Source organism: Sphingopyxis terrae subsp. terrae NBRC 15098, from assembly GCF_001610975.1.
GTDB classification, from domain to species: Bacteria; Pseudomonadota; Alphaproteobacteria; order Sphingomonadales; family Sphingomonadaceae; genus Sphingopyxis; species Sphingopyxis terrae_A.
The window spans coordinates 3,788,015-3,811,339 of the sequence record NZ_CP013342.1 but is presented as its reverse complement, the minus strand read 5'-3'; the positions used below and the strand labels follow the sequence as shown (position 1 = coordinate 3,811,339).

Sequence of the window (23,325 nt, the reverse complement as noted above, 5' to 3'; positions counted from 1 at the left end):
TCAGGGGGTCTGACAGATGACCGATATCGCAGCGACTGCACCGGCGCATGGCCACGACCACGCGCACGACCACGACCATGACACGCCCAGCTTCTTTGTCCGCTGGTTCATGTCGACGAACCACAAGGACATCGGCACGCTCTACCTGATCTTCGCGATCATCGCCGGCATCGTCGGCGGTGCGCTTTCGGGGATGATGCGTCTCGAACTCGCCGAACCCGGCATCCAGTATCTTCCGGGCTGGGCGCATATGCTCGGCGGCGCGGCGGACGCGACCGCGGGCAAGCATTTCTGGAACGTCATGATCACCGCGCACGGCCTGATCATGGTCTTCTTCATGGTCATGCCCGCGATGATCGGCGGCTTCGGCAACTGGTTCGTGCCATTGATGATCGGTGCGCCGGACATGGCCTTCCCGCGCATGAACAACGTGTCCTTCTGGCTGACGGCGGTTGCGTTCGTCATGCTGTGCGGCTCGATGTTCGTTCCCGGCGGCAGCGGCCTCGGCGCCGGCACCGGCTGGACCGTCTATGCCCCGCTGTCGACCAGCGGGTCGGTCGGCCCGGCGGTCGACATGGCGATCTTCTCGCTCCACCTTGCGGGTGCGGCATCGATCCTCGGTGCGATCAACTTCATCACCACGATCTTCAACATGCGTGCACCGGGCATGACCCTGCACAAGATGCCGCTGTTCGTCTGGTCGGTGCTCGTCACCGCCTTCCTGCTGTTGCTCGCGCTTCCGGTCCTCGCCGCCGCGATCACCATGCTGCTGACCGACCGTAACTTCGGCACCACCTTCTATGACGCCACGGGCGGCGGCGATCCGCTGCTCTATCAGCACCTCTTCTGGTTCTTCGGCCACCCCGAAGTATACATTATGATCCTGCCGGGCTTCGGCATCGTCAGCCAGATCATCTCGACCTTCAGCCGCAAGCCGGTGTTCGGCTATCTTGGCATGGCCTACGCCATGGTCGCGATCGGTGTCGTCGGCTTCATCGTGTGGGCGCACCACATGTTCACCGTCGGCATGAGCGTGAACCTGAAGATGTACTTCACCGCCGCGACGATGGTCATCGCGGTCCCGACCGGCATCAAGATCTTTTCGTGGATCGCGACGATGTGGGGCGGTTCGATCAGCTTCAAGACCCCGATGGTCTGGGCGATCGGCTTCATCTTCATGTTCACCGTGGGCGGCGTGACCGGCGTCGTGCTCGCCAATGGCGGCGTCGACACCAACCTGCACGACACCTATTATGTCGTCGCGCACTTCCACTATGTGTTGTCGCTCGGCGCGGTCTTCTCGCTGTTCGCGGGCTTCTATTACTGGTTCCCGAAGATGTCGGGCCGGATGTACAACGAGTTCCTCGGACAGTTGCACTTCTGGATCTTCTTCATCGGCGTGAACGTCCTGTTCTTCCCCCAGCACTTCCTGGGCCAGCAGGGCATGCCGCGCCGCTATCCCGACTATGCGGAAGCCTTCGCCTATTGGCACTATATCTCGTCGTTCGGCTATGTGATCATGGCCGTGGGCATGATCTTCTTCTTCGTGAACATCGCCTGGTCGCTGTTCGCGGGCAAGAAGGCCGCCGACAACCCGTGGGGCGAAGGTGCGACGACGCTGGAATGGACGCTGTCGAGCCCGCCGCCGTTCCACCAGTTCAACGAACTGCCGCGTATCGCCTGATTGCGCTGCGCCCCCTGCTAAGAGCCTTGGCAGGGGGCGCCCCGCTTTCCGGCCTGGAGTTAGCATGGCGCAGAGCCTGACCCACGGCGAGATGTCGCTTCCCGCAGATTGGCGCGACCTGTTCGCGCTGACCAAGCCGCGCGTGATGTCGCTCGTCGTCTTTACCGCGCTGTGCGGTTTGCTCGCGGCGCCGGGCAGCGTTCATCCGGTGCTTGCCTTTTCGTCGATCCTCGCGATCGCGCTCGGGGCAGGCGCATCGGGGGCGCTCAACCAATGGTATGAAGCGACGATCGACGCGAAAATGAAGCGGACGGCGAACCGCCCGCTGCCCGCCGGTCGTCTCGACCGCCAGACGGCGTTGCAGTTTGGCGTCGGACTCGCTGCCTTTTCGGTCTTCCTCATGCTGTTCGCCGCCAATTGGCAGGCGGCGGTACTGCTGACCGTCTCGATCCTATTCTACGTCTTCATCTACACCATGTGGCTCAAGCCGCGGACGCCGCAGAATATCGTGATTGGCGGCGCGGCGGGGGCATTCCCGCCGCTGATCGGCTGGGTCGCGGCGACGGGCAGCGTCGCACCACTGCCGATCGCGCTGTTCCTGCTGATCTTCCTCTGGACCCCGCCGCATTTCTGGGCGCTCGCGCTGTTCGTGCGCTCGGACTATGCCGCAGCGGGAATTCCGATGATGCCGGTGGTCGCAGGCGAGCGCGCGACGCGCCGCCAGATTCTGTTCTATGCCATCGTGATGGCAGCGGCGGCGATCGCGCCGTGGCCGCTCGGCTACACGGGCGCGCTCTATGGCTGGACCGCGACGATCCTGTCGGCGCTGTTCGTGCTGCTGTCGGCGCAGGTCGGCTTGCGCAGTGCGGGCGCGGACGACCGGATGCAGCCCGAAAAGCGCCTCTTCGCCTTTTCCATCGCCTATCTCTTCATCCTCTTCGGCGCGGTGGTCGCCGATCACTGGTTGCCGCTATGACCGACGAAAATCCGCAACAGCCGTTCGACGAAGCCGAATATCGCCGCCGCCAGCGCGTGCGCGCCAACCTGATGGGCTGGATCCTCGGCGGGCTCGCTTTCCTCTTTTTCTTCATTACGATGGCGCGCATGGTGGTGCCGACATGACGGACGAAGCGACACGCCGGAAAAATAGCCGCACCGCGGCGCTCGCGGCCTTGCTCGCGGCAGCGATGGTCGGGCTGGGTTTCGCGGCGGTGCCGCTCTACAATCTTTTCTGCCGCGTCACCGGCTTTGGCGGCACGACGCAGCGTTACGACCCGGTCGCCGCGGCCGAGACGCCGAAGGTGCTGAGCGACACCGTCTCGGTGCGCTTCGATGCCAATGTATCGCCCAAGCTGCCGTGGAAATTCTATCCCGAACATCCCACCGATACGGTCAGCATCGGCGCGCGCGACATGGCGATCTTCATCGCGCAGAATAATTCGCCGCACCCGATCACCGGCACCGCGACCTTCAACGTGACGCCCGACCAGGCGGGGAAATATTTTACCAAGATCCAGTGCTTCTGCTTCACCCAGCAGACGCTGAAGCCGGGCGAACAGATCCGCATGCCGGTGCTGTTCTTCGTCGATCCCAAGATCAAGGACGATCCCGACGCGCGCGACATTCAGGAAATCACCCTCAGCTACACCTTCTACCCAGTGGACGAGGGCAAAAAGGCGAGCTAAGGCCGCAACCAATAGAGTCTTACCAAGGACCGGCAGATGATGGGGATCATCGCGCTGGGGCAAAAAACGGGAACTGTGACATGGCCGGTGCCAAACATCATGATTATCACCTCGTAAATCCCAGCGTCTGGCCGCTTTTCGGCTCGGTCGCCGCGCTGGTGATGTTCTTCGGCCTCGTCATGGCGATGCACGCCGACCATTTCGGCGGTGCCGGCAAATGGGTGCTGGGTCTCGGTTTCATGGGTGTGATCGCCACCTTCTTCAGCTGGTGGGGCGAGGTTATCAAGGAAGCGCATGCCGGCGATCATACGCCGGTCGTTCAGCTGCACCTGCGCTATGGCATGATCCTGTTCATCGCATCGGAAGTCATGTTCTTCGTCGGCTGGTTCTGGGCCTGGTTCGATTTCTCGCTGTTCCCGGCGCCGGTCGAGATCGTCGACGGTGCGGTGACCTCGTTGTTCGGGCAGGAAGGCGCCGTTGCGGCGTCGATCTGGCCGCCGAAGGGCATCCATGTCATCGACGCCTTCTCGCTGCCGCTGCTCAACACGCTGATCCTGCTCTGCTCGGGCACGACGATCACCTGGGCGCACCATGCGCTGATCCACGGCGATCGCGAAGGGCTCAAGAAGGGTCTGTGGCTGACCATCATCCTCGGCCTGACCTTCAGCTGCATTCAGGCTTACGAATATGCCGAAGCGCCGTTCCCCTTCGGAACGATCAACTATACCTCGGCCTTTTTCATGGCGACCGGCTTCCACGGTTTCCACGTTCTGGTCGGCACGATCTTCCTGATCGTGAACCTCGTCCGCGTCTACAAGGGCCATTTCACGCCGACGCAGCACTTCGGTTTCGAAGCCGCTGCCTGGTATTGGCACTTCGTCGACGTGGTGTGGCTGTTCCTCTTCATCATCGTTTATGTCTGGGGTGGCTGGGGCGCACCGGTCGCCGCGCACTAAATTGCCGGACAGCGAACAGCATCAAAAGGGGCAGCCGCCGGTCTGGCGCGCTGCCCTTTTCGGTCTCTGCCCCGAATGCGGCGCGCCGACGCTGTTCGACGGACCGACCAAATTTGCGCCGCGCTGCCGCGCCTGCGGACTGGACTATTCGACCTATAATGTCGGCGACGGGCCGGCGGCGTTTCTGACCATGATCATCGGTGCGCTGATCGTTGCCGCGGCGATCGCCGTCGATTTCGCATTCGAGCCGCCGCTGTGGGCGCATGTGCTATTGTGGGTGCCGATAACGGCCGCCGCAGTCATCTACGGCCTGCGGGTTGGCAAGGCCGCGCTGCTCGCGAGCGAGCATCAGCGCAAGGCGGCGGAAGGGCGCCTGGTGGACCGGCATGACGACGACGCCTGACGCTCCTTCGCCCGGCGAAGCCGCCGCGCCGCCGCCGCGCGGCTGGCCGGTGATTCCGACGATCCTGGTTCTCGCCGCCGTGGCGACGATGATCGCGCTCGGCGTCTGGCAGTTGCAGCGCAAGGGAGAGAAGGAAGCGCTGATCGCGCTTTACGAGCGCAACGGGGCGATGTCGGCGACGGTGACTTATCCGAAGCTGCCGCCGGTTCCCGACGCGATGCTCTATCGCAAAAGCAGCGTTATCTGTCTCGAACCGGTGCGCTGGGATCCGCGCAGCGGCACCGATCGCAAGGGCGGAGGCGGTATTCGCATGATTGCGGATTGTCGCACCGGCGCCGAGGGGCCGGGGGTGCTGGTCGACATCGGTATCGCCGACGATTTCACGCCGCCCAAATGGGCGGGCGGCGCGGTTCAGGGCACGATCGTACCGGGCCCCGAGCAGCCGAGCCTTATCGAGCGGCTGACCGGCCGTGCGGGGCCGGCGCGCGCGATGCTGGTCGCCGACCAGCCCGCCGTCGGACTACGGCCCAGTGCGGTGCCATCGGCGGCGGACATGCCCAACAACCATCTCGCTTACGCCGTGCAATGGTTCCTGTTCGCGGCGATCGCGCTGATTATCTATATCATCGCAGTGCGCCGCCGCTTGCAGCGGTGACGGTGCGCCGCTAGGCGCTTTTCCGTCATGGACTATATCAGCACCCGCGGCTCCGCGCCGACCCTCGACTTCCGTGCCGCTACCCTCGCCGGCCTTGCGAGCGACGGGGGACTCTACGTTCCCGCCGCCTGGCCGCAGATGTCGGCGCAGGATATTCGTGCGCTCGCGGGGCTCGACTATGCCGAAACCGCGGTGCGCGTGATGATGCCTTTCGTCGCCGGCGTGCTCGACGAGGCCGAACTGCGCGAATTGTGCCAGGCCGCCTACGGCCGCTTCAGTCATGATGCGGTGACGCCGCTCGTCCAGCTTGACCATCGCCACTGGCTGCTCGAGCTGTTTCACGGTCCGACCCTGGCTTTCAAGGATGTCGCGCTGCAACTGCTCGGTCAGCTGTTCGAAAAATTCCTGAGCGGCGGCGATACCGATCTGACCATCGTCGGCGCAACGTCGGGCGATACGGGATCGGCGGCGATCGAAGCGGTCGCTGGGCGCGAGCATATCCGTATCTTCATGCTCCACCCCGAAGGTCGGGTCAGCGACGTGCAGCGCCGCCAGATGACGACCGTGCTGGCGCCCAACGTCCACAACATCGCGATCGACGGCAGCTTCGACGACGCGCAGGCGATGGTGAAGCGGCTGTTCGGCGATGCCGAGGCGCGCAGCGCGCTGACGCTGTCGGCGGTCAACAGCATCAACTGGGCACGGCTGATGGCGCAGGTGGTCTATTATTTCTATGCCGCGGTCCGCCTCGGCGCCCCCGACCGCGCGATCGCGTTCAGCGTGCCGACGGGCAATTTCGGTGACGTGTTCGCAGGCTATGTCGCGGCGCGCATGGGGCTGCCGGTGGCGCGGCTGGTCGTCGCCACCAACGTCAACGACATCTTGCACCGCGCCCTGTCGAGTGGCGATTACAGCGCGGGCAGCGTGACCGCGACCGCGACGCCGTCGATGGACATTCAGGTGAGCAGCAATTTCGAGCGGCTGCTGTTCGACCTCGCGGGTCGCGACGGGGCTGCGATCGATGCGATGATGGCCGAATTTGACCGCAGCCGAGCGATGACGATTCCCGAGGATATGCTTGCCGGCGCCCGCGACCTGTTTTCGAGCGCGCGCATCGATGCCGATGGCATGACGCTGGCGCTGCGCTGGGCGCAGGAACATGGGGGGCAGATCATTGATCCGCATAGCGCCGTCGGGCTGGCCGCGGCGCGCACGCTCGATATCGATGCCGACGTGCCGGTGGTGACGCTCGCGACTGCGCATCCCGCCAAGTTCCGCGATGCGGTCGAACGCGCGACAGGCGTTCGTCCGGCGCTGCCGGCCCGCCTCGGCAATCTGTTTGACCGCGAGGAGCGCTATGAAAAGCTGCCCGGCGACTATGACGCGGTAAAGGCCCATATCTTGCGCGAGGCGGCCCGTGGCTGATCTGCTGCCGCTCGCGACGCTCGTCGGCGAGGGGTGGGACGATTACGGGCTGGTCGACAGCGGCGGCGGGCGCAAGCTCGAACGCTATGGTCCCTATCGTTTCATCCGTCCCGAACCGCAGGCAATGTGGCAGCCTGCGTTGGCCGAAAGCGAATGGGATGCCGCCGACGGCGAATTCATCCCCGCATCCGACGAAGATGGCGGCGGCCGCTGGTATTTCCATCGCCCCGTGCCGGCCGAAGGGTGGCCGCTCGCATGGCGCGAAGCGCGCTTCACCGCGTCCTGCACCCCGTTCCGCCATCTCGGTTTCTTTCCCGACATGGCGCCGGTGTGGGACTGGCTGCGCGGCTGCGTCGCCGACAAGGCCGATCCCGCGTTCCTGAATCTGTTCGGCTATACCGGTGTCGGCAGCCAGGCGCTCGCCGCGGCGGGCGCGGCTGTCACGCATGTCGATGCGTCGAAGAAATCGGTGGCGCAGGCGCGCGACAATGCAGCACTTGCGGGCATGAGCGACCGGCCGATCCGCTGGATCGTCGACGATGCCGGCAAGTTTACCGCGCGGGAGGTGCGGCGCGAGCGGCGCTATGATGCGATCCTGCTCGACCCGCCGAAGTTCGGACGCGGCCCCGGCGGCGAACGCTGGCAGATCGAGGATGGGCTGGCGCCCTTGCTCGCCGATTGCCGCCAACTCCTCGATGCCGACAGCCGCGCCCTGTTCCTCACCGTTTATGCGGTGCGCATGTCGGCGCTGGCGATCGGCGAACTGCTGGCGCAGATTTTTGCCGATTTGCCGGGCAAGGTCGAATGCGGCGAGCTTGCGGTGCGCGAAGAGGCGCGGGGGCTGCTGCTGCCTACGGCGATTTTCGCGCGCTGGAGTCGCTGACTCTCGATTTGTGATCGATGGGCAGGGGGCCTCAGATCCCCGCCAGCTCGATCCGGTTGCGGCCGCTTTCCTTGGCGCGGTAGAGCGCGTCGTCGGCGGCTTTCAGCGCGTCGCGCGCATTATTGTAACCGAAAACGTCGGCGACCCCGCCCGAGAAGGTGATCTGGCCGAAAGGCTCGTCGGTCTTGCGGTTGATAAGGCGGCGGCCCGCGAGTTGTTCGCGTGCCTCGTCGAGACGTGCGGCGGCTTCGCTGGGCGGCAGGCCGCGGAACAGCATGACGAATTCCTCGCCGCCGTGGCGTGCGACGTGGCAATGATCGTTCGAGATATGCGCAAGCGTATCGGCGATCAGCTTGATCACGCGGTCGCCCGCCTCATGGCCGTGGGTGTCGTTGACCAGCTTGAAATTATCGATGTCGCAAAAGGCAACGCTCAGCGGCTCGCAGCTCGCGCGCGCTTCTTCATAATGGCGCTCGAGCAGCACCTCGAAGGCGCGGCGGTTGGGCAGGCCGGTCAGATAGTCGACCTCGGCGTCACGCTTGGCGCGGGCGAGGCTGCGGCGCAGCGATTTGGCTTCATCCTCGCTGCGGCGCATTTCTTCTTCGGCATGGCGCGTGCGGTCGAGCATGGCCTTGGCGAGATCGGCGAGATGGGTGACGAGTTCGCCGGTGACCTGCACCTGCTGAAGGTCGGTCACATGTTTTTCGAGTTTGACGCCATAATCGCTCGTCGCGTTGCGCGCGGCCTTGGTGTTGGTCTGGAAAGTATCGAGGTTGGTTTCGAGGCGGGTGACGAGGCGATCGAGTTCGGCGCGGTCGGGCTGGATCGGTTCCTGCTGCGCCAGTTCGTCGAGCCATTGCTGGGTGATGCCGTCGGCGGTCTGCGATCGCGTCGCGATCTGCCGCGCAAGCCTTGGATTGATCCCCGAAAAGGCACTGTGCGCGATCAGGAGATTGGCCGCCGATACATCGAGATCATGGTCGAGCAGGAAGGAAGCGATAGCGCCGACGAGCTGCTGACGGGCTTCGGTCACCATGTCGCGCGGGGTACGCCCCCCGGGCGATGCGGCGTCTCCTGCCTGGGCGCCGGTTTTTCCGTGGCGGAGCCCCAGCCAACCAAGGAGCCGCCCTACCGGCTCGTTCGATGATGTAGCATGTGTGGTCATACCCGCTTTAACGGGCGCTCGCTTCGGCCTTTAAGGTGGCGCGGCGCGTCTTTTGTACCGGTACGGACAAAAAATTTCAGGGGATCACGCGGCCATCGTCGCGGCGGGGCATCGGGGCGATGAGCGGGAGCAAAAGACCGGTGGCGGTCAGCCATCCGGCAGCGGTGAAAAGTGCCGTCGGCAGGTCGGTGAGATCGGCGAGCGTCCCGAGCAGCCAGGCGCCGAGCGCCATCGCGCCGAAGGTTACCGCCTGATAGATCGACAGGCAGCGGCCCAAAATCTCTTCGGGCGAGCGGAGCTGCATGGCGACGTTGAGCGTGGTCAGCGTCGAAACCCAGGCCGCGCCGGCGACGAAGGCGGTCGCCAGCAGCGGCGGCAGCGTCAGCGCCGTGGCGGCGGGTATCATCGCGGCGGCAAAGACCAATGACGCAATGCTGACGACGCGGTCGCTGCCCCAGCGTTTCCGCGCTTCGCCGACCCAGAGCGCCGCGAAGATCGATCCTGCGCCGAACGCGGCGAGGCAGAGGCCGTAGATGATCTCGGTTCCGTGCAGCCGATCGCGAACGAGCGAGGGCAGCAGCGCCGAAAAGGCAGCGCCGGCGATGCCGAAGGCAAAGCCGCGCGTCAGCACGCGGCGCAGCGGGCTGGAGCGGGCGCAATAGCCGATGCCGATCGCGATCGCGCCCAATATGGGGGTGCGCCGCGGCGGCGTGACTTCGGGGTGCCAGCGCAGCAGGACGACGATCAGCGCCAGATAACTGAGCGCATTGATCCCGAAGGCCGTGGCGGGGCCGGTCAGCGAGATGAGCAAGCCGCCAAGCGCCGGGCCGGCGCTGCGCGCGAGGTTGAAGGCGACGCTGTTGAGCGTGATCGCCTGCGGCAGATCCTTCGGCCCGACCTGCAATCGCACCGATGCCTGCCACGCGGGGCCGTTGAGCGCGGTACCGCACCCGACCGCGAGCGTGAAGCCGAGCAGCAGCAGCGGCGTCAGCGCCCCCATCCAGGCCGTGACGGTCAGCGCCGCCGACACGATCAGCATCGCGCTTTGCGCCGCCAGCATGATCCGGCGGCGATCGAAATTGTCCGCGATTGCCCCGGCAAAGACGCCGAGCAGCATGATCGGGATCGTCGCGCTCGCCTGCACCAGCGCGATGAGCAGATGCGAGCCGGTGAGCTCGGTCATCAGCCAGGCGGCGCCGACCGACTGGATCATCGATCCGATATTGGACGCCAGATTGGCGATCCAGATCGCGCGAAACGCAGGATAGCGAAAAGGCGCGAAGGGAGAGGATGCCCGGGGTGTCGTTGGCGCGTTCACCCCTCCGCGCTAGCTTTTGCGGCCGCGAGACGCAATATGGAGGCGATGCGGATGTTCGATTCCGACCTGCGCCACCGCGTTGGCGTCTTTCTGGCGTGGCTGGCGCTCGTTGCGCTCGGCGCGGGCGGCCTCGTGCGTGATGCCTCGGCGCCGGCGCGGCTGGTCGATCAAACCGCCGCCGCCATCGCGGGAGCGCCCTATGATGGCGGGCATCCTTTCGTCCGTGCCGGCGGCCTTACGCTCAGCGCGCATTATCGCGCCGGCGAGGACGACCGGCATCCGGTAGGCGGCGATCTCGCCAAGCTGTCAGCCGCGCCGCCGGCATTGCCCGCCGTCGGGCTATTCCGGCCCGACTTCGGCCGGGTCGCCGCCGGCTGGACGCGCAGTGCTGCTGCTACGCCCTATTCGGCGCGCGCACCGCCGATGATTGCCATCTGATCGACGGGCCGTGCGCGACCGTGCGCCGGCCGATCCTTGCCCCCTGTGCGGAGGGCGATCATCGATGGAATTTGAACATGACCGAACCAATTGCCGCCGGGCCTCCGCTCGGCGCCGACGCGCTGCGCGCCGAGGACATATTTCGCCGTTATCCCGATGTGTCCGAAGAGGAAGTCGCGCACGCGCTCGCCTTTCTCAAGACGGGACGTCATCTTGAGGTCGGACGCGTCACCGGAACCCCCGATCTGCGCGCCAATGTCGCGGCCTTTCGCGCCCGGCACGGTGCGAAGCTCACATTGGGCGTTGCCGACTATCTGAAGTTCGCGGTCGGCGTGACGCTGTTTATCGGCGGGCTCTTCCTCGTGCTCGGGCGCTGGTAGGGGCAGGGCGGCGGGAGTGCGGACAGTTGGCCGCAAACCCGCCGCCCTTTCGCGCCGCGAACCGGCGCAAATATTCCTGCGCCGCCCACTGGCGCGCCGGGAATTGACTGGTTACATGGGCCGCCACCGAACGAATCGCGTGTGCCGCCCGCCGCCGCGGGGTCAGGCGACGCCCGCACCAGAAAGTGGCACCCATGGAAATTTTCACCGGCCTGACCTTCGACGATGTGCTGCTGGTGCCGGGCCCCTCGGACATTCTGCCCTCCGACGCCAATCTGTCGACCCGGCTGACCAGCGAGATCAGCCTCAACATTCCGATCCTGTCGTCGGCGATGGACACGGTTACCGAGGCCGACATGGCCATCCTGATGGCGCAGATCGGCGGGATCGGCGTCCTCCACCGCAATCTCACCATCGAAGAACAGGCCGCGGCGGTGCGCCAGGTGAAGCGCTTTGAAAGCGGGATGATCGTCAATCCGATCACTATCACGCCCGACGCGCCGCTGTCCTACGCCACCGCGCTGATGGCGCAGCACCGCATTTCGGGGATTCCGGTGGTCGAGACCGGCGGGAAGCTGGTCGGCATCCTCACCCACCGCGACGTGCGCTTTGCCGATAATCCGGGCCAGCCGGTGCGCGAATTGATGACCGCGGAGAATCTGGCGACGGTCCGCGCGGGCGTCAGCCAGGAAGAGGCGCGCAAGCTGCTCCACCAGCGCCGCATCGAAAAACTGCTCGTGGTCGATGAAGATTATCGCTGCATTGGCCTGATCACCGTCAAGGATATGGAAAAGGCGGTCAACTTTCCCGACGCGACGAAGGACGAGAGCGGCCGGCTGCGCGTTGCCGCCGCGACTAACACCGGCGACACCGGGGTCGAACGGGCCGAGGCGCTACTTGACGCCGAATGCGATCTGATCGTCGTCGATACCGCGCATGGTCACAGCAAGATGGTTGGCGCGACGGTCGAGAAGATCAAGAAGCTGTCGAACCGGGTCCAAGTGCTGGCGGGCAATGTCGCGACCGGCGAAGCGACGCGGGCGCTGATCGACGCCGGCGCCGACGGGGTGAAGGTCGGCATTGGACCGGGATCGATCTGCACGACGCGGATCGTCGCCGGGGTCGGCGTCCCGCAGCTCACCGCGATCCTCGACAGCGTCGAAGTTGCCGCCAAGCATGGCGTTCCGGTCATCGCCGATGGCGGTCTGCGTACCTCGGGCGACATCGCCAAGGCGCTGGCGGCCGGGGCGTCGAGCGTCATGGTCGGATCGCTGCTCGCCGGAACGGCCGAGGCGCCGGGCGAAACCTTCCTTTACCAAGGACGCACCTACAAGAGCTACCGCGGCATGGGCAGCGTCGGGGCGATGGCACGCGGCAGCGCCGATCGCTATTTCCAGCAGGACATCAAGGACCAGATGAAGCTGGTTCCCGAAGGCATCGAGGGCCAGGTACCGTTCAAGGGCGCGGCGAAAGATGTCATCCACCAGCTCGTCGGCGGCGTGAAGGCGGCGATGGGGTATACGGGCAGCCGCACGCTGGCCGATTTCCGAGAGCGCGCCAAATTCGTGCGCATCACCAATGCGGGCCTGCGCGAAAGCCATGTTCATGACGTGTCGATCACGCGCGAGGCACCGAATTATCCGGCGGGCTGAGGCCATCGCATGACCCCCGCCGCCCGCGTCCAGACCGCAATCGAGATTCTCGATACCATCGCCGCTGCGGCGCGCGAGGGCGGGGCGCCCGCCGACGCTTTGTTCGCCGAGGCGATGCGGGCACGGCGCTACGCGGGATCGAAGGACCGGCGCGCGATCCGCGGTCACGTCTATGACGCGATCCGCGCGGTGCGGTCGGTGCCGGCGTCGGGGCGCGCGGCAATGCTCGCGCTCGCCGACCGTGATCCGGCGCTCGCAGCGCTGTTCGACGGATCGCCTTACGGGCCCGCGCCGATAGGCAGCGACGAGCCGCGCGCCGAAACCGGCGTCTCCGCGTCGGCGCTCGCCGAATTGTTCGATCCGCTGATCGAGAGCGCCGAAGAGGGGGCGATGCTCGAGCGCGCACCGCTCGACTTGCGCGCCAACCGCCTGAAGGCGTCGCGCGACGGGCTTGCCGAACTTTTCCCCGAGGGGCGCGCGATCGAGGGTGCGCCCGACGGCTGGCGCCTGCCGCCTGAAACCGCGGCGATCCAGCATCCCGCCCATGAAAACGGCGCGTTCGAGGTGCAGGATGCCGCGAGCCAATATGCCGCCGCAGCGCTGGGTGCCGCTGCGGGCGCGCGCATCGTCGATCTGTGCGCCGGGGGCGGCGGCAAGACGCTCGCCATCGCCTCGCTGACCGGCGATGCCGCCGACATATTGGCGTGCGACGTCAATCGCGCGCGGCTCCAGCAATTGCCGCCCCGTGCGGAGCGGGCGGGGGCAACGCGCATCGAGACGCGCCTGCTCGATCCGGGGAAGGAATCGGCGATGCTCGCCGACTGGCGCAGCAAGGCGACGCATGTTTTCGTCGACGCGCCCTGTTCGGGCAGCGGCACCTGGCGGCGCAGTCCCGAACTGCGCTGGCGGCTGACGCCGGCGCGGCTCGAGCGTCATCTGGCCGATCAGGCGAACCTGCTCGCCATCGGTGCCGATATGGTGGCGCCGGGCGGTAAACTCCTTTATGCTGTGTGCTCAATCATCGCGCGCGAGGGGCGGGCACAGGTGCAAGCGTTTCTGGACCTACGTCGGGGCTGGACCGCCGACAGCGGGTATTTGCCGGATGGCATCGCGCGCGCCGCGGGCGCGGGCTATCTGTTCACCCCGGCGCACGACCGATGCGACGGCTTTTTCCTCGCACGGCTGACCGCGCCATGTTAGCGTCGCCGCAAATGAAGCGATGGGAGAATGCGATGCGCATCAGTTTACTGGCCCTTGGCGCCGGTCTCGTTCTGGCCAGCCTGCCTGTAGCCTCCGATGCGCAGCGTGCCGACAATGATATCCTGCCCCAGTCCGTCGCGCTGATGAACCAGGGCCAGGCGGCGCAAGCGAAGGGCGATCTCGACGCCGCAATCGACGCCTATGAATCGGCGCTCGCCGCCGACCCGCGCAACCGTTCGGCGATCGTCGCGCTGGCGCAGGTCGCGCGCGCTCAGGGCCTGCCGGGCAAGGCCATCGGTCTTTATCGCGAAGCGCTGCTGCTCGAACCCAACGACATCGCCGCGCTGGCGGGGCAGGGCGAAGCGCTCGCCGACAAGGGCGCGATCGAACTGGCGCGCGAAAAGCTCGCCGACGTGCAGCGGCTGTGCAAGGATAAATGCCCGCAGGTCGCGGCGCTCGAAAAGGCAATCGCCAATGGCGACACGAAGCGCGTCGTCGCGGCAGAGGCGATCACGCCCAAACCCGTCGTCGCGACCGTGACTCCCAGCCAAAACTGAGGCAGCCAAAACTGAGGCAGCCAAAACTGAGGCAGCCAGGACTGAAGGCGGCGCGCCGCTTGTGCTGTCCTATTTATAGATGCACGCGTCCAGACCATCGCGTCGGACCTGACCGATGCGCGCCGCGATCATATTGCCGTAACGGCGTGTGAACCCCGACGGACTGATCGCCTCGCGCTTCTTGGGGAGCGGCAGGATCGCGGCAATGCGCGCGGCCTCGGCCGGGCTGAGGCGGTTCGCACCATGGTTGAAATAACGCCGGGCGCCCGCTTCGACGCCATAAGTGCCGATCCCGGTCTCGGCAACATTCAGATAGACTTCCATGATCCGCCGCTTGCTCCAGAAGGTTTCGATCAGGAAGGTGAACCAAACTTCCGGTACCTTGCGCAGATAACGGGTCCAGCCGCTGCCCTGCCACAGAAAGACGTTCTTTGCCGTCTGCTGGCTGATTGTCGAGCCGCCGCGCAGCCGCTTGCCCTTGGCGTTGCGCTCGATCGCAGCTTCGATGGCTTCGGTATCGAAGCCGTTATGGGTACAGAATTTTCCGTCTTCGGCGGCGATGGCGGCGCGGACCATATTGCGGTCGATCGCCGAAAGGCTCGTCCAGTCCTTGGTGATGCCGTTGCTGTCGGCGAGCATGGTGAAGGTAATGGGCGGCGGCACCACCGCATAGACAAGCACCCACGCCGCCGTCCCTATGGCGAACCATATCAGCCATTTGAAGGGGCGCAGATACCAGGGGAGCTTGCGCTTTCTTGCGCGGGATCGGGATGCCATGGCGGGCAAATTAACCGCTCGCGCGCCTGAGGCAAGCGCGCGATCGGAACAAGACCTCTAACTGCGCCCCCAACCGGGGCGGGAGCAAGGATTAGCGTTCAGGCGCCGATAAGTCGGCGTTCGCCGGCAAGCTTGAGCATCGCCTTCTGCAGCTTTTCGAAGGCGCGGACCTCGATCTGGCGGACGCGTTCGCGGCTGACGTCATAGACCTGGCTCAGATCCTCGAGCGTTTTCGGGTCGTCGGTCAGACGCCGTTCGGTCAGAATGTGGCGTTCGCGCTCGTTGAGTGTCGCGAGCGCTTCGGTGAGCAGTTCGTGCCGCACGTCGCGTTCTTCGGCCTCGGCCACGCGTTCGTCCTGAAGCGGGCCTTCGTCGCCGAGCAGATCCTGCCACTGGCTGTCGCCATCCTCGCCCATGGGCACGTTGAGCGACGTGTCGCCGCCCATCGCCATGCGGCGGTTCATGCTGACCACCTCGTCCTCGGTGACGCCCAGATCCTTTGCGATCTTGGCGACGTTTTCGGGGCTGAGATCGCCGTCCTCGAACGCTTCGAGATTATTCTTCATGCGGCGCAGGTTGAAGAACAGCTTCTTCTGGGCCGCGGTGGTGCCCATCTTCACTAGGCTCCACGAGCGCAGGATGAATTCCTGGATCGAGGCGCGGATCCACCACATCGCATAGGTGGCGAGACGGAAGCCGCGTTCGGGATCGAATTTCTTCACGCCCTGCATCAGGCCGATATTGCCTTCGCTGATCAGTTCGCTGACCGGCAGGCCATAGCCGCGATAGCCCATCGCGATCTTTGCGACGAGACGCAGGTGCGAGGTAACGAGCTGCGCCGCAGCTTCACTGTCGCCATGCTCCTGAAAGCGCTTGGCGAGCATATATTCCTGCTCGGGCGTCAGAAGCGGAAATTTACGGATTTCGGCCAGATAGCGGTTCAGGCTCGCCTCACCGCCGAGCGCGGGCACCACTGCCGGAACATTGCTTTTATTAGCCATGGAGAGTGTCTTCCCTAAAACCTGAAAATATCCTGCCGCAATTGCCTTTCGCGGTCAAAATAGATTTTCATTCGAAACCTAAACGCGCAATTCATCGATCAGTTCCCGCATGTCTGCTGGGAGTTCGCTGTCGAGCGCGATGCTGTTACCGGTCACCGGATGAATAAAGCCCAAATGGGCTGCATGCAACGCCTGACGCGCAAAATGGCGGGCTTTCAGCAGGTCCGAAAGCGGCTTTCGGGCGCGCCCATAGACCGGATCGCCGACGAGCGGGTGGCCGATATGCGCCATATGGACGCGAACCTGATGCGTGCGGCCCGTTTCCAGCCGGCATTCCACCAAGGTTGCGTCCCGCAGCGGCTCGATCGTCCGGTAATGGGTGATCGCATGTTTGCCGCGGCCCGGCTCGACCACCGCCATCTTCTTGCGATTGACGCTCGACCGGCCGAGCGCGGCCTCTACCGTGCCGTTGGCGGGCATCGGGCGGCCGGTCGCGATCGCGAGATAGCGGCGGTCGATGCTGTGCGCCGCAAATTGCTTCGCCAGCCCCTCATGCGCCTTGTCGTGCTTGGCGGCGACGATCAGTCCGCTCGTATCCTTGTCGATACGGTGGACGATGCCGGGGCGCGCGACGCCGCCAATTCCCGACAATTGCCCGGCGCAATGATGGAGCAGCGCGTTGACCATCGTGCCGTCGAGATTGCCGGCGGCAGGGTGAACGACCATTCCCGCGGGCTTGTCGACCACAATCAGATGCTCGTCCTCATAGGCGATGACGAGATTCATGTCCTGCGCCACATTATGCGCGGGGGCGGGGGCGGGCAGGCGCAGTTCGAGCTTCGCCGGTGCGGATGCCTTGGCGGCGGGATCCCACAGGATGCGCCCGCCAGCATCGGTGACGCGGCCGCCCTTGATCAGCGTCTTGACGCGCTCGCGCGACAGGCTGGGCAAAGCCTCGGCCAACGCCCGGTCGAGCCGCAACCCGGCCGCGCTGTCGCCCAACGCCACGGTCAGAATGTCGTCGTCCCCCTTCATTGGTCGTCATGTGGCCCCGTCCGGTCAATATTCAAGGGGATGGCGCTTGCCCTGAAGGGGGCGGCTGCCCTAGGAGCGGCGGTGCCGGAAACTGCCGAGCTTGGGGAGCCAATGCATCCATGACCGACGATCGCGTCGATTTCGCCTCGATGATGGCCTCGCGCCTGTGTCACGACCTGCTGAGCCCCGTCGGGGCCTTTGCCAACGGCCTCGAGCTGCTGGCCGATGAAAAAGACCCTGAGATGCGGGCGCGGGTGGTCGACCTGCTCGAACAAAGCGCACGGACATCGGCGGCGAAGCTCAAATTCTTCCGGCTCGCTTTCGGATCGGCGGGCGGCTTCGGCGAAGCGGTGCCGCCGACCGAAGCGAAGGGCGCGATCGAAGGGATCATGGCCGACCGCCCGATCACGCTCAACTGGATGATCGGCGACGACGCTCTGCCCAAGCCGGCGGTCAAGATCATCCTCAACCTCGCACTGATCCTGGTCGATGCCCTGGTCCGCGGCGGACGGCTCGACATCGGCTGCGAGCGGCAGGGCGAAAACATCGAGATCGCGTTGCATGCCGAGGCCGAGCGCATCCTTGTCGATGCCGACGTCGAACGCATCCTTGCGGAAGGCGAGGCGGCCGCCGCGATGACCTCACGAACCGCTCCCGCGGTGCTCGTCCAGGCGGTGGCGGCGCAGAATAACGGCACCGTGATGCTGGCGCGCGAAACGCCGACGTCGTTGCTCGTCGGCGCGGTGCTGCGGCCCGCCAGGTAAAGCCCTCCTTAACCATTGTCGGTCATGGTTGCGCCTTGATTTTGGGGCGCTGCGGAACCGCGATGGACGATCTTCTGAACGATTTTCTGGCTGAAACGTCGGAAATCCTTGCCGATGCCGGCGGGGCGCTGGTCGTGTGGGAGGCCGATCCGGCCGACCGGGCGCAGCTCGATTCCATCTTTCGGATGATGCACACAATCAAGGGAAGCTCGGGCTTTCTGGCGTTGCCACGCGTGACCGCGCTTTCGCATGCCGCCGAAGAGGCGCTCGACCAGGTTCGCCGCGGTCATCGCGCGCCCGACGCCGCGCTCGTCACGGGCGTGCTCGCCATCGTCGATCGACTGTCGATGCTGTGCGAGCGGTTGGCGAGCGAAGGCGCCGAGCCGGCGGGTGAGGATGGCGACGTGATCGCCGCCCTGTCAGCCGGTGCGCCTGATCCGGTGCAGGCGGACGCGGCACCCGCGGTTCCGGAGGCGATCCGGATACGGCGCGAAGATGATATCATCACCGAATTGCAGGGCTGGCGGTCGATCCGCGTCCCGCTGCCGCTGCTCGACAGCGTGATGACGGGGGTTACCGACATCGTGCTCGCGCGCAACGAGTTCGCGCGGATGCTGCGCGAATCGGGGGCCGATGCGGCGCTGATTGGCGCGTTCGACCGTTTGTCCGATTCGATCGCGGGGATGCGCCAATCGGTGAGCCAGATGCGGATGCAGCGCATCGACAAGCTGTTTGCGCCGTTGCCGCGCATTGTGCGCGATCTGGCGCAGGAACTCGGCAAGAAGATCCATTTCGACACGAGCGGCGGCGAGGTCGAACTCGACCGCGAGATGATGGAGAATATCCGCGATCCGTTGATCCACATCGTCCGCAACGCCATCGATCACGGGATCGAGGGGCTCGACGAGCGGGTCGCGGCGGGGAAGGATATTACCGCCACCATAAGGGTTTCGGCGCGCCAGTCGGGCAATCAGATCGAAATCGAGGTGAGCGACGACGGGCGCGGCCTTTCGCCCGACGCGCTGGTTGCCAAGGCGATCGCCAACCGGCTGCTCTCGGCGGCCGACGCACGGACGCTGACGCCGGCTGAAAAGCTGGAGCTGATCTTTCGTCCGGGCTTTTCGACCGCGGCGCAGATTACGGAAATTTCCGGCCGCGGCGTCGGCATGGACATCGTCAAGGCGAATGTCGAAAAGATCGGCGGCCTCGTCGAACTGCGCAATGAAGAGGGACGCGGCCTGTCGGTGTTGCTGCGCGTTCCGATGACGCTGACGATCATTTCGGGGCTGATGGTGCGCGCTGCAGGGCAATATTTTGCCATTCCGCGCGGATCGGTGCGCGAAATTCTGCTCGAGACGAACGACAGCGTTCGTATCGAGCGGCTCGGTGGCGGCGAAATCGCAACGGTGCGCGGCGAGCAATTCCCCTTGCTGCGGCTCGAGGATGTGCTGGCGCGTCAGCGCGGCGACGACGACGATGTGGACGACCGCGCTCTCGTCATCATCCGGCCTGGGCAGGGGCAGAGCTATGCGCTCAGCGTCGCGGCGATCCATGACCATGAGGAACTGGTCATCAAGCCCGCCGCACCGATGATCATGGCGACCGGCCTTTATGCGGGCACCACGCTGCCCGACAACGGGCGGCCGGTGCTGCTGCTCGATGTTCAGGGGCTGCTCGCGGCGTCGGGCGTCGATGCCGGTGAGGCTGGCCGCAGTCAGGACCGCGCCGACGAACGCGAGGCGCAGGCCGAGCGGGCGCGCAACGCGACGCAATTGCTGCTGTTCCGCGAGGCCGACGGCCGCACGCGCGGTGTTCGCCTGTCGGTGATCGAACGGGTCGAAGAAGTGCCGCAATCGGCACTGTTTGAAAGCGGCGGCGCCGTTCGGGTGCAGGTTGGCGACGGGATATTCCCGGTCCATGCGGCAACGGTGCCTGCCGGCGAGGCGGCGGTGAAGCTGCTTCGGCTGTACGACGGCGACACGGTGATCTGTTACCCGATCGCGGCGGTGATCGACATCGTGCGCCTGCCCGACGTGGTCGAACCCGCGTCGGCACCGGGCCTGATCGCGGGCGTGGTGCTGGTCGGTGGCGAGCCCGTCGAACTCATCGATCCTTTCTGGATCATGGAGTGTCACGCCGGCGGCCGCACCGCCGTCGCGGGCCGCGCGCCGCTGTGCCGGCTCGCAGGCGATGCCGACGGGTGGGGCGAGAATTTTCTGGCGCCGCTGCTGCGCGGCGCGGGCTACCGCGTTGCCACGGCCGCCGACGCGGGCGAGGGGGCCGATGTGATGCTGTGCCTGACCGAAAGCGGGCAGGGCTGCGCCCATGATGGGGGCGATCTTCCCGTCATCTGCCTGCGATCGGCAGCGGTTTCGGCAAGCCCCGAGGATGCGAGCGTCTATCGCTACGATCGAGCGGGCTTGCTCGCGGCGCTGCGCCGTAAGGTCGGAGGAGCGCGGTCATGATGGAAAAACTGTATCTGATCGCGCGTATCGCCGACACGCGCGTCGCGCTGCGCTCGCGCTCGATCAATTCGGTGGTCACGGTCGGGGCACCGGTCGAGGTGCCGGGCGCGCCGCCGCACGTCGCAGGCCTGTTCGCGCTGCGCAGCCGCGTCTTCACGCTGATCGACCCGCATGTCGTCGTCGGCCTGCCGCCGGTGGCGGTGGCGAGCGGGCAGCGGGTGATCGTGGTCGATGTTGCGGAACATGGCTACGCGCTGCTCGCCGATGAAATCGAGGATGTGTGCTTCATCGACGCGGCCGAGACGCGCCTGGCCGGCAAGCTGATGCCGGGATGGGCGCGTGTCGCCGAAGCGATGATCGAGCATGAGGGCGCGTCGCTGCTCGTGGTCGACCCGTCGCATTTTATCGTACCGCCCGCGCTTAAGGCAGCGTGATGCGGGCCGTATTAACATAGTGGACACCCCTTGGCCGTAACGTGGCGTAAATTCCGGGGGTCGGAGGAATAAATGTCGAAATCCTGTCTGGTCGTCGATGACAGCAAAGTCATTCGCAAGGTCGCGCGACATATTCTTGAAAGCATGTCCTTTTCGGTCGACGAAGCGGCCGACGGGCAGGAGGCGCTGACCTTCTGCCGCGCCAATCGGCCCGACGTGATCCTGCTCGACTGGAATATGCCGGTGATGAGCGGGATGGAATTTCTCGGCGCCTTCAACGATCTCGATTTCGGGATCGAGGAGCGCCCGCGCGTCGTCTTTTGCACGACCGAAAACAGCATCGACCATATCCGCGCCGCGATCGAGGCCGGAGCCGACGAATATGTCATGAAGCCGTTCGATCGCGAGACGCTGGAAGGGAAATTGCAACTCGTCGGCGTTGCCTGAGCCCGGACGTGTCGCTGCCCCAATCTTCGCTGACCGATCCCAGGGTCGAAACCGACATACCGGCGGCGCGCACGGTTCGCGTGATGCTGGTCGACGACAGCCTGGTCGTCCGCAGCATCCTTGAACGCATCGTCGACGGAACGCCGGGGCTGACGGTGTGTGCCTCGGTCGCATCGGCGCATGATGCGCTTGCCTTTCTGGCGAGCGAGCCCGTCGATGTCGTGGTGCTCGATATCGAAATGCCGGGGATGAACGGGATCGACGCGCTGCCGCATATCCTGCGCAGCGCCGTGAACGCCCGTGTCCTGATCCTCTCGTCGAACTGCGTCGAAGGCGGCCCGGCCGCGATCGACGCGCTCTCGCTCGGCGCGAGCGATACGCTGGCGAAGCCGGGGCGGGGCAGCTTTTCGGGTCGCTTCGCCGAGATTCTGACCGACCGCATCCTGTCGCTCGGCCAGCGGCAACCGATCCCGCCCGAGGCGCGGCTCGCCCGCCGCGAAATTCCGCCCCCGGCCCCGGTGGCATTCGATGCGGCGGCGCCGCTCGCCTGCATCGCAGTCGCGGCCTCGACCGGCGGCATTCCGGCCTTCACCAACTTCCTCGCCAATCTCGACCCGCGAATTTCGGCGCCGATCCTGCTGACCCAGCATCTGCCTGATGCCTTCATGGAATTTTACGCGCGCCAGATTGCGACGATGACGGTGCGCACCGTCCGCGTCGCGGCGGCGGGCATGCCGGTGTTGCCGAACCATATCTATCTCGCCCCCGGCGATGCCCATCTGATGGTCGTCAACGCAGGGCGGCGGCAGGAGATCGCGCTCGATCGCCGTCCGGTCGACAATGGCTGTTGCCCCTCCGCCGACCCGATGCTGGCTTCGGTCGCCGATGTCTACGGCGCCGGGGGCGTGGCCGTCGTGCTGAGCGGCATGGGCCGTGACGGGGCGACCGGCGCGGCGCGGCTGAAGGATGCAGGCGGGACCGTCCTCGCGCAGGCGCCCGAAAGCTGCGTTATCTGGGGGATGCCCGGTGCCGTTGCCAAGGCGGGGATTGCCGCGGCGACGCTCAACCCCGATGCGATCGCGCTGATGCTCGGCTCCTATCTTGGCGGCAGCAAAAAGTCATGATGGGCGGCGGTGCCAGCGAGTCCGCCTATCGCGTGCTGATGGGCGTGCTCGAATCGCGCACCGGCCAGACGCTGTCGCCGAACCGGATATGGCGGATCGAAATGTCGCTGAAGCCGGTGATGCAGCGTCACGGTATCGCGGATCTCGACGCGCTCGTCGCTGCGCTCGTCACCTCGACCAGCCGGCAGCTGCTTGACGACACGGTCGATGCGATGCTCAACAATGAAACTTATTTCTACCGCGAACACAGTGTGTTCGATGACATAGCGAAGACAGCGCTTGAGCATATTCGCGAAACCAATGCGGCCAAGCGGCGCGTGACCATCTGGCATTGCGGCGTGTCGACCGGCCAGGAAGCCTATTCGATGGCGATGCTGCTCGCCGAACAGGGCGAGCAATGGGCGGGGTGGCAGGTCGATGTCGTCGGCACCGACGTCAGCTATCATGCGATCAGCCGCGCGCGCGTCGGGCTGTACAGCCAGTTCGAGATTCAGCGCGGCCTGCCAGTGCAGCGCATGGTGCGATGGTTCGACCAGACCGAAGGCGGTTGGCTTGCCAAGGCCGACCTGAGGCGCCGGATCGACTTTTCCGTGCAGAATATGCTCGTCGACCGCCCGCCGCTTGCCAGCCCGGCCGATCTGATCTTCTGCCGCAACCTGTTGCTCTATTTCTCGCTGCCGATGCGCCAGAAGGCTTTCGCGCGGCTGCGTTCTGTGGCCGCGCCGCAAAGCTTTCTGGTCTTGGGAGCGGGCGAGACGGTGCTCGGCCAGACCGACCAGTTCGTGGCGAGCCGCCGTCTGCGCGGACTTTATGAGCCGGCCGATCAGCAGGTGCGCGCGCCGGTCGCGGCCTGACCTTGCATTTTGCGCTCGACTGG

General features: G+C 65.6%; 25 protein-coding genes. 20 read left to right on the top strand and 5 right to left on the bottom strand.

Annotated elements, in window-relative coordinates; genetic code table 11:
- Positions 1–16: 16 nt before the first annotated feature.
- The 9 genes from ctaD to AOA14_RS18200 all read left to right on the top strand — a co-directional run bounded on the left by ctaD (position 17) and on the right by AOA14_RS18200 (position 7,691).
- Positions 17–1,684 (top strand): cytochrome c oxidase subunit I, encoded by a 1,668-nt coding sequence (ctaD, locus tag AOA14_RS18235; protein ID WP_003050220.1) that lies wholly within the window; start codon positions 17–19, stop codon positions 1,682–1,684.
- Positions 1,685–1,748: 64 nt separating this feature from the next.
- Complete coding sequence (locus tag AOA14_RS18230) at positions 1,749–2,660, top strand: heme o synthase (RefSeq protein WP_062902831.1); 912 nt, start codon at positions 1,749–1,751, stop codon at positions 2,658–2,660.
- On the top strand, positions 2,657–2,806 hold the full coding sequence (locus AOA14_RS19950) for a hypothetical protein (RefSeq protein ID WP_162928272.1): 150 nt from the start codon (positions 2,657–2,659) through the stop codon (positions 2,804–2,806). The genes AOA14_RS18230 and AOA14_RS19950 overlap by 4 nt, the downstream gene beginning before the upstream one ends.
- Positions 2,803–3,369, top strand: a complete 567-nt coding sequence (locus AOA14_RS18225) for a cytochrome c oxidase assembly protein (protein ID WP_062902830.1) — start codon at positions 2,803–2,805, stop codon at positions 3,367–3,369. Before AOA14_RS19950 ends, AOA14_RS18225 begins: the two co-directional genes overlap by 4 nt.
- Positions 3,370–3,449: 80 nt before the next feature.
- A complete protein-coding gene (locus tag AOA14_RS18220; RefSeq protein ID WP_003050228.1) occupies positions 3,450–4,325 on the top strand; it encodes a cytochrome c oxidase subunit 3 in 876 nt (291 codons plus the stop codon).
- Position 4,326: 1 nt separating this feature from the next.
- Positions 4,327–4,728, top strand: coding sequence for a DUF983 domain-containing protein (locus AOA14_RS18215; protein ID WP_062902829.1), 402 nt, complete (start codon positions 4,327–4,329; stop codon positions 4,726–4,728).
- Entirely contained in the window at positions 4,712–5,383 is a 672-nt protein-coding gene (locus AOA14_RS18210; RefSeq protein WP_322787185.1) for an SURF1 family cytochrome oxidase biogenesis protein, read from the top strand. The genes AOA14_RS18215 and AOA14_RS18210 overlap by 17 nt, the downstream gene beginning before the upstream one ends.
- Positions 5,384–5,410: 27 nt before the next feature.
- Positions 5,411–6,808 carry a threonine synthase gene (thrC, locus tag AOA14_RS18205; protein WP_062902828.1) on the top strand — a complete coding sequence of 466 codons (1,398 nt, stop codon included), beginning with the start codon at positions 5,411–5,413 and terminating at the stop codon, positions 6,806–6,808.
- Positions 6,809–6,812: 4 nt separating this feature from the next.
- Positions 6,813–7,691 carry a class I SAM-dependent methyltransferase gene (locus AOA14_RS18200; protein ID WP_062903259.1) on the top strand — a complete coding sequence of 293 codons (879 nt, stop codon included), beginning with the start codon at positions 6,813–6,815 and terminating at the stop codon, positions 7,689–7,691.
- Between the two features lie 31 nt (positions 7,692–7,722).
- Here AOA14_RS18200 and AOA14_RS18195 read toward each other — a convergent pair whose 3' ends face one another.
- Both AOA14_RS18195 and AOA14_RS18190 read right to left on the bottom strand, forming a co-directional pair.
- Positions 7,723–8,727 (bottom strand): GGDEF domain-containing protein, encoded by a 1,005-nt coding sequence (locus tag AOA14_RS18195; protein WP_003050239.1) that lies wholly within the window; start codon positions 8,725–8,727, stop codon positions 7,723–7,725.
- A gap of 205 nt (positions 8,728–8,932) precedes the next feature.
- Complete coding sequence (locus AOA14_RS18190) at positions 8,933–10,174, bottom strand: MFS transporter (RefSeq protein WP_062902827.1); 1,242 nt, start codon at positions 10,172–10,174, stop codon at positions 8,933–8,935.
- A 51-nt stretch (positions 10,175–10,225) separates the two neighbouring features.
- On the opposite strand from AOA14_RS18190, the gene AOA14_RS18185 reads away from it, so the two are divergent.
- From AOA14_RS18185 to AOA14_RS18165, 5 genes are all read left to right on the top strand, one after another.
- Positions 10,226–10,612 (top strand): hypothetical protein, encoded by a 387-nt coding sequence (locus tag AOA14_RS18185; protein ID WP_202988324.1) that lies wholly within the window; start codon positions 10,226–10,228, stop codon positions 10,610–10,612.
- A gap of 77 nt (positions 10,613–10,689) precedes the next feature.
- On the top strand, positions 10,690–10,992 hold the full coding sequence (locus AOA14_RS18180) for a hypothetical protein (RefSeq protein WP_062902825.1): 303 nt from the start codon (positions 10,690–10,692) through the stop codon (positions 10,990–10,992).
- A gap of 194 nt (positions 10,993–11,186) precedes the next feature.
- The gene (guaB, locus tag AOA14_RS18175) at positions 11,187–12,644 is read left to right on the top strand and encodes an IMP dehydrogenase (protein WP_062902824.1); all 1,458 of its coding nucleotides are present in this window, start codon (positions 11,187–11,189) and stop codon (positions 12,642–12,644) included.
- Positions 12,645–12,653: 9 nt separating this feature from the next.
- The gene (locus AOA14_RS18170; RefSeq protein WP_062902823.1) at positions 12,654–13,844 is read left to right on the top strand and encodes an RsmB/NOP family class I SAM-dependent RNA methyltransferase; all 1,191 of its coding nucleotides are present in this window, start codon (positions 12,654–12,656) and stop codon (positions 13,842–13,844) included.
- Positions 13,845–13,876: 32 nt separating this feature from the next.
- Entirely contained in the window at positions 13,877–14,401 is a 525-nt protein-coding gene (locus AOA14_RS18165; protein WP_062903258.1) for a tetratricopeptide repeat protein, read from the top strand.
- Positions 14,402–14,470: 69 nt separating this feature from the next.
- Here AOA14_RS18165 and mtgA read toward each other — a convergent pair whose 3' ends face one another.
- From mtgA to AOA14_RS18150, 3 genes are all read right to left on the bottom strand, one after another.
- The gene (gene mtgA, locus AOA14_RS18160; protein ID WP_062902822.1) at positions 14,471–15,178 is read right to left on the bottom strand and encodes a monofunctional biosynthetic peptidoglycan transglycosylase; all 708 of its coding nucleotides are present in this window, start codon (positions 15,176–15,178) and stop codon (positions 14,471–14,473) included.
- 98 nt (positions 15,179–15,276) lie between these two features.
- The gene (gene rpoH / locus AOA14_RS18155) at positions 15,277–16,179 is read right to left on the bottom strand and encodes an RNA polymerase sigma factor RpoH (protein ID WP_003050258.1); all 903 of its coding nucleotides are present in this window, start codon (positions 16,177–16,179) and stop codon (positions 15,277–15,279) included.
- A gap of 78 nt (positions 16,180–16,257) precedes the next feature.
- Positions 16,258–17,214, bottom strand: coding sequence for an RluA family pseudouridine synthase (locus tag AOA14_RS18150; protein WP_062767855.1), 957 nt, complete (start codon positions 17,212–17,214; stop codon positions 16,258–16,260).
- Between the two features lie 119 nt (positions 17,215–17,333).
- Between AOA14_RS18150 and AOA14_RS18145 the strand changes: the two genes are divergently transcribed.
- The 6 genes from AOA14_RS18145 (at position 17,334) to AOA14_RS18120 (ending at position 23,302) form a co-directional block, all read left to right on the top strand.
- Positions 17,334–17,978: a histidine phosphotransferase family protein gene (locus AOA14_RS18145; RefSeq protein ID WP_062902821.1), complete on the top strand. Its 645-nt coding sequence runs from the start codon at positions 17,334–17,336 to the stop codon at positions 17,976–17,978.
- Between the two features lie 62 nt (positions 17,979–18,040).
- Positions 18,041–20,443, top strand: coding sequence for a chemotaxis protein CheA (locus AOA14_RS18140; protein WP_062902820.1), 2,403 nt, complete (start codon positions 18,041–18,043; stop codon positions 20,441–20,443).
- Positions 20,440–20,877 (top strand): chemotaxis protein CheW, encoded by a 438-nt coding sequence (locus tag AOA14_RS18135; RefSeq protein WP_120649320.1) that lies wholly within the window; start codon positions 20,440–20,442, stop codon positions 20,875–20,877. The genes AOA14_RS18140 and AOA14_RS18135 overlap by 4 nt, the downstream gene beginning before the upstream one ends.
- Positions 20,878–20,949: 72 nt before the next feature.
- Positions 20,950–21,324, top strand: coding sequence for a response regulator (locus AOA14_RS18130; protein ID WP_003050271.1), 375 nt, complete (start codon positions 20,950–20,952; stop codon positions 21,322–21,324).
- Positions 21,325–21,332: 8 nt separating this feature from the next.
- Positions 21,333–22,448: a chemotaxis-specific protein-glutamate methyltransferase CheB gene (gene cheB / locus AOA14_RS18125; RefSeq protein WP_062902819.1), complete on the top strand. Its 1,116-nt coding sequence runs from the start codon at positions 21,333–21,335 to the stop codon at positions 22,446–22,448.
- On the top strand, positions 22,445–23,302 hold the full coding sequence (locus AOA14_RS18120) for a CheR family methyltransferase (protein ID WP_120649319.1): 858 nt from the start codon (positions 22,445–22,447) through the stop codon (positions 23,300–23,302). Before cheB ends, AOA14_RS18120 begins: the two co-directional genes overlap by 4 nt.
- Positions 23,303–23,325: the final 23 nt, after the last annotated feature.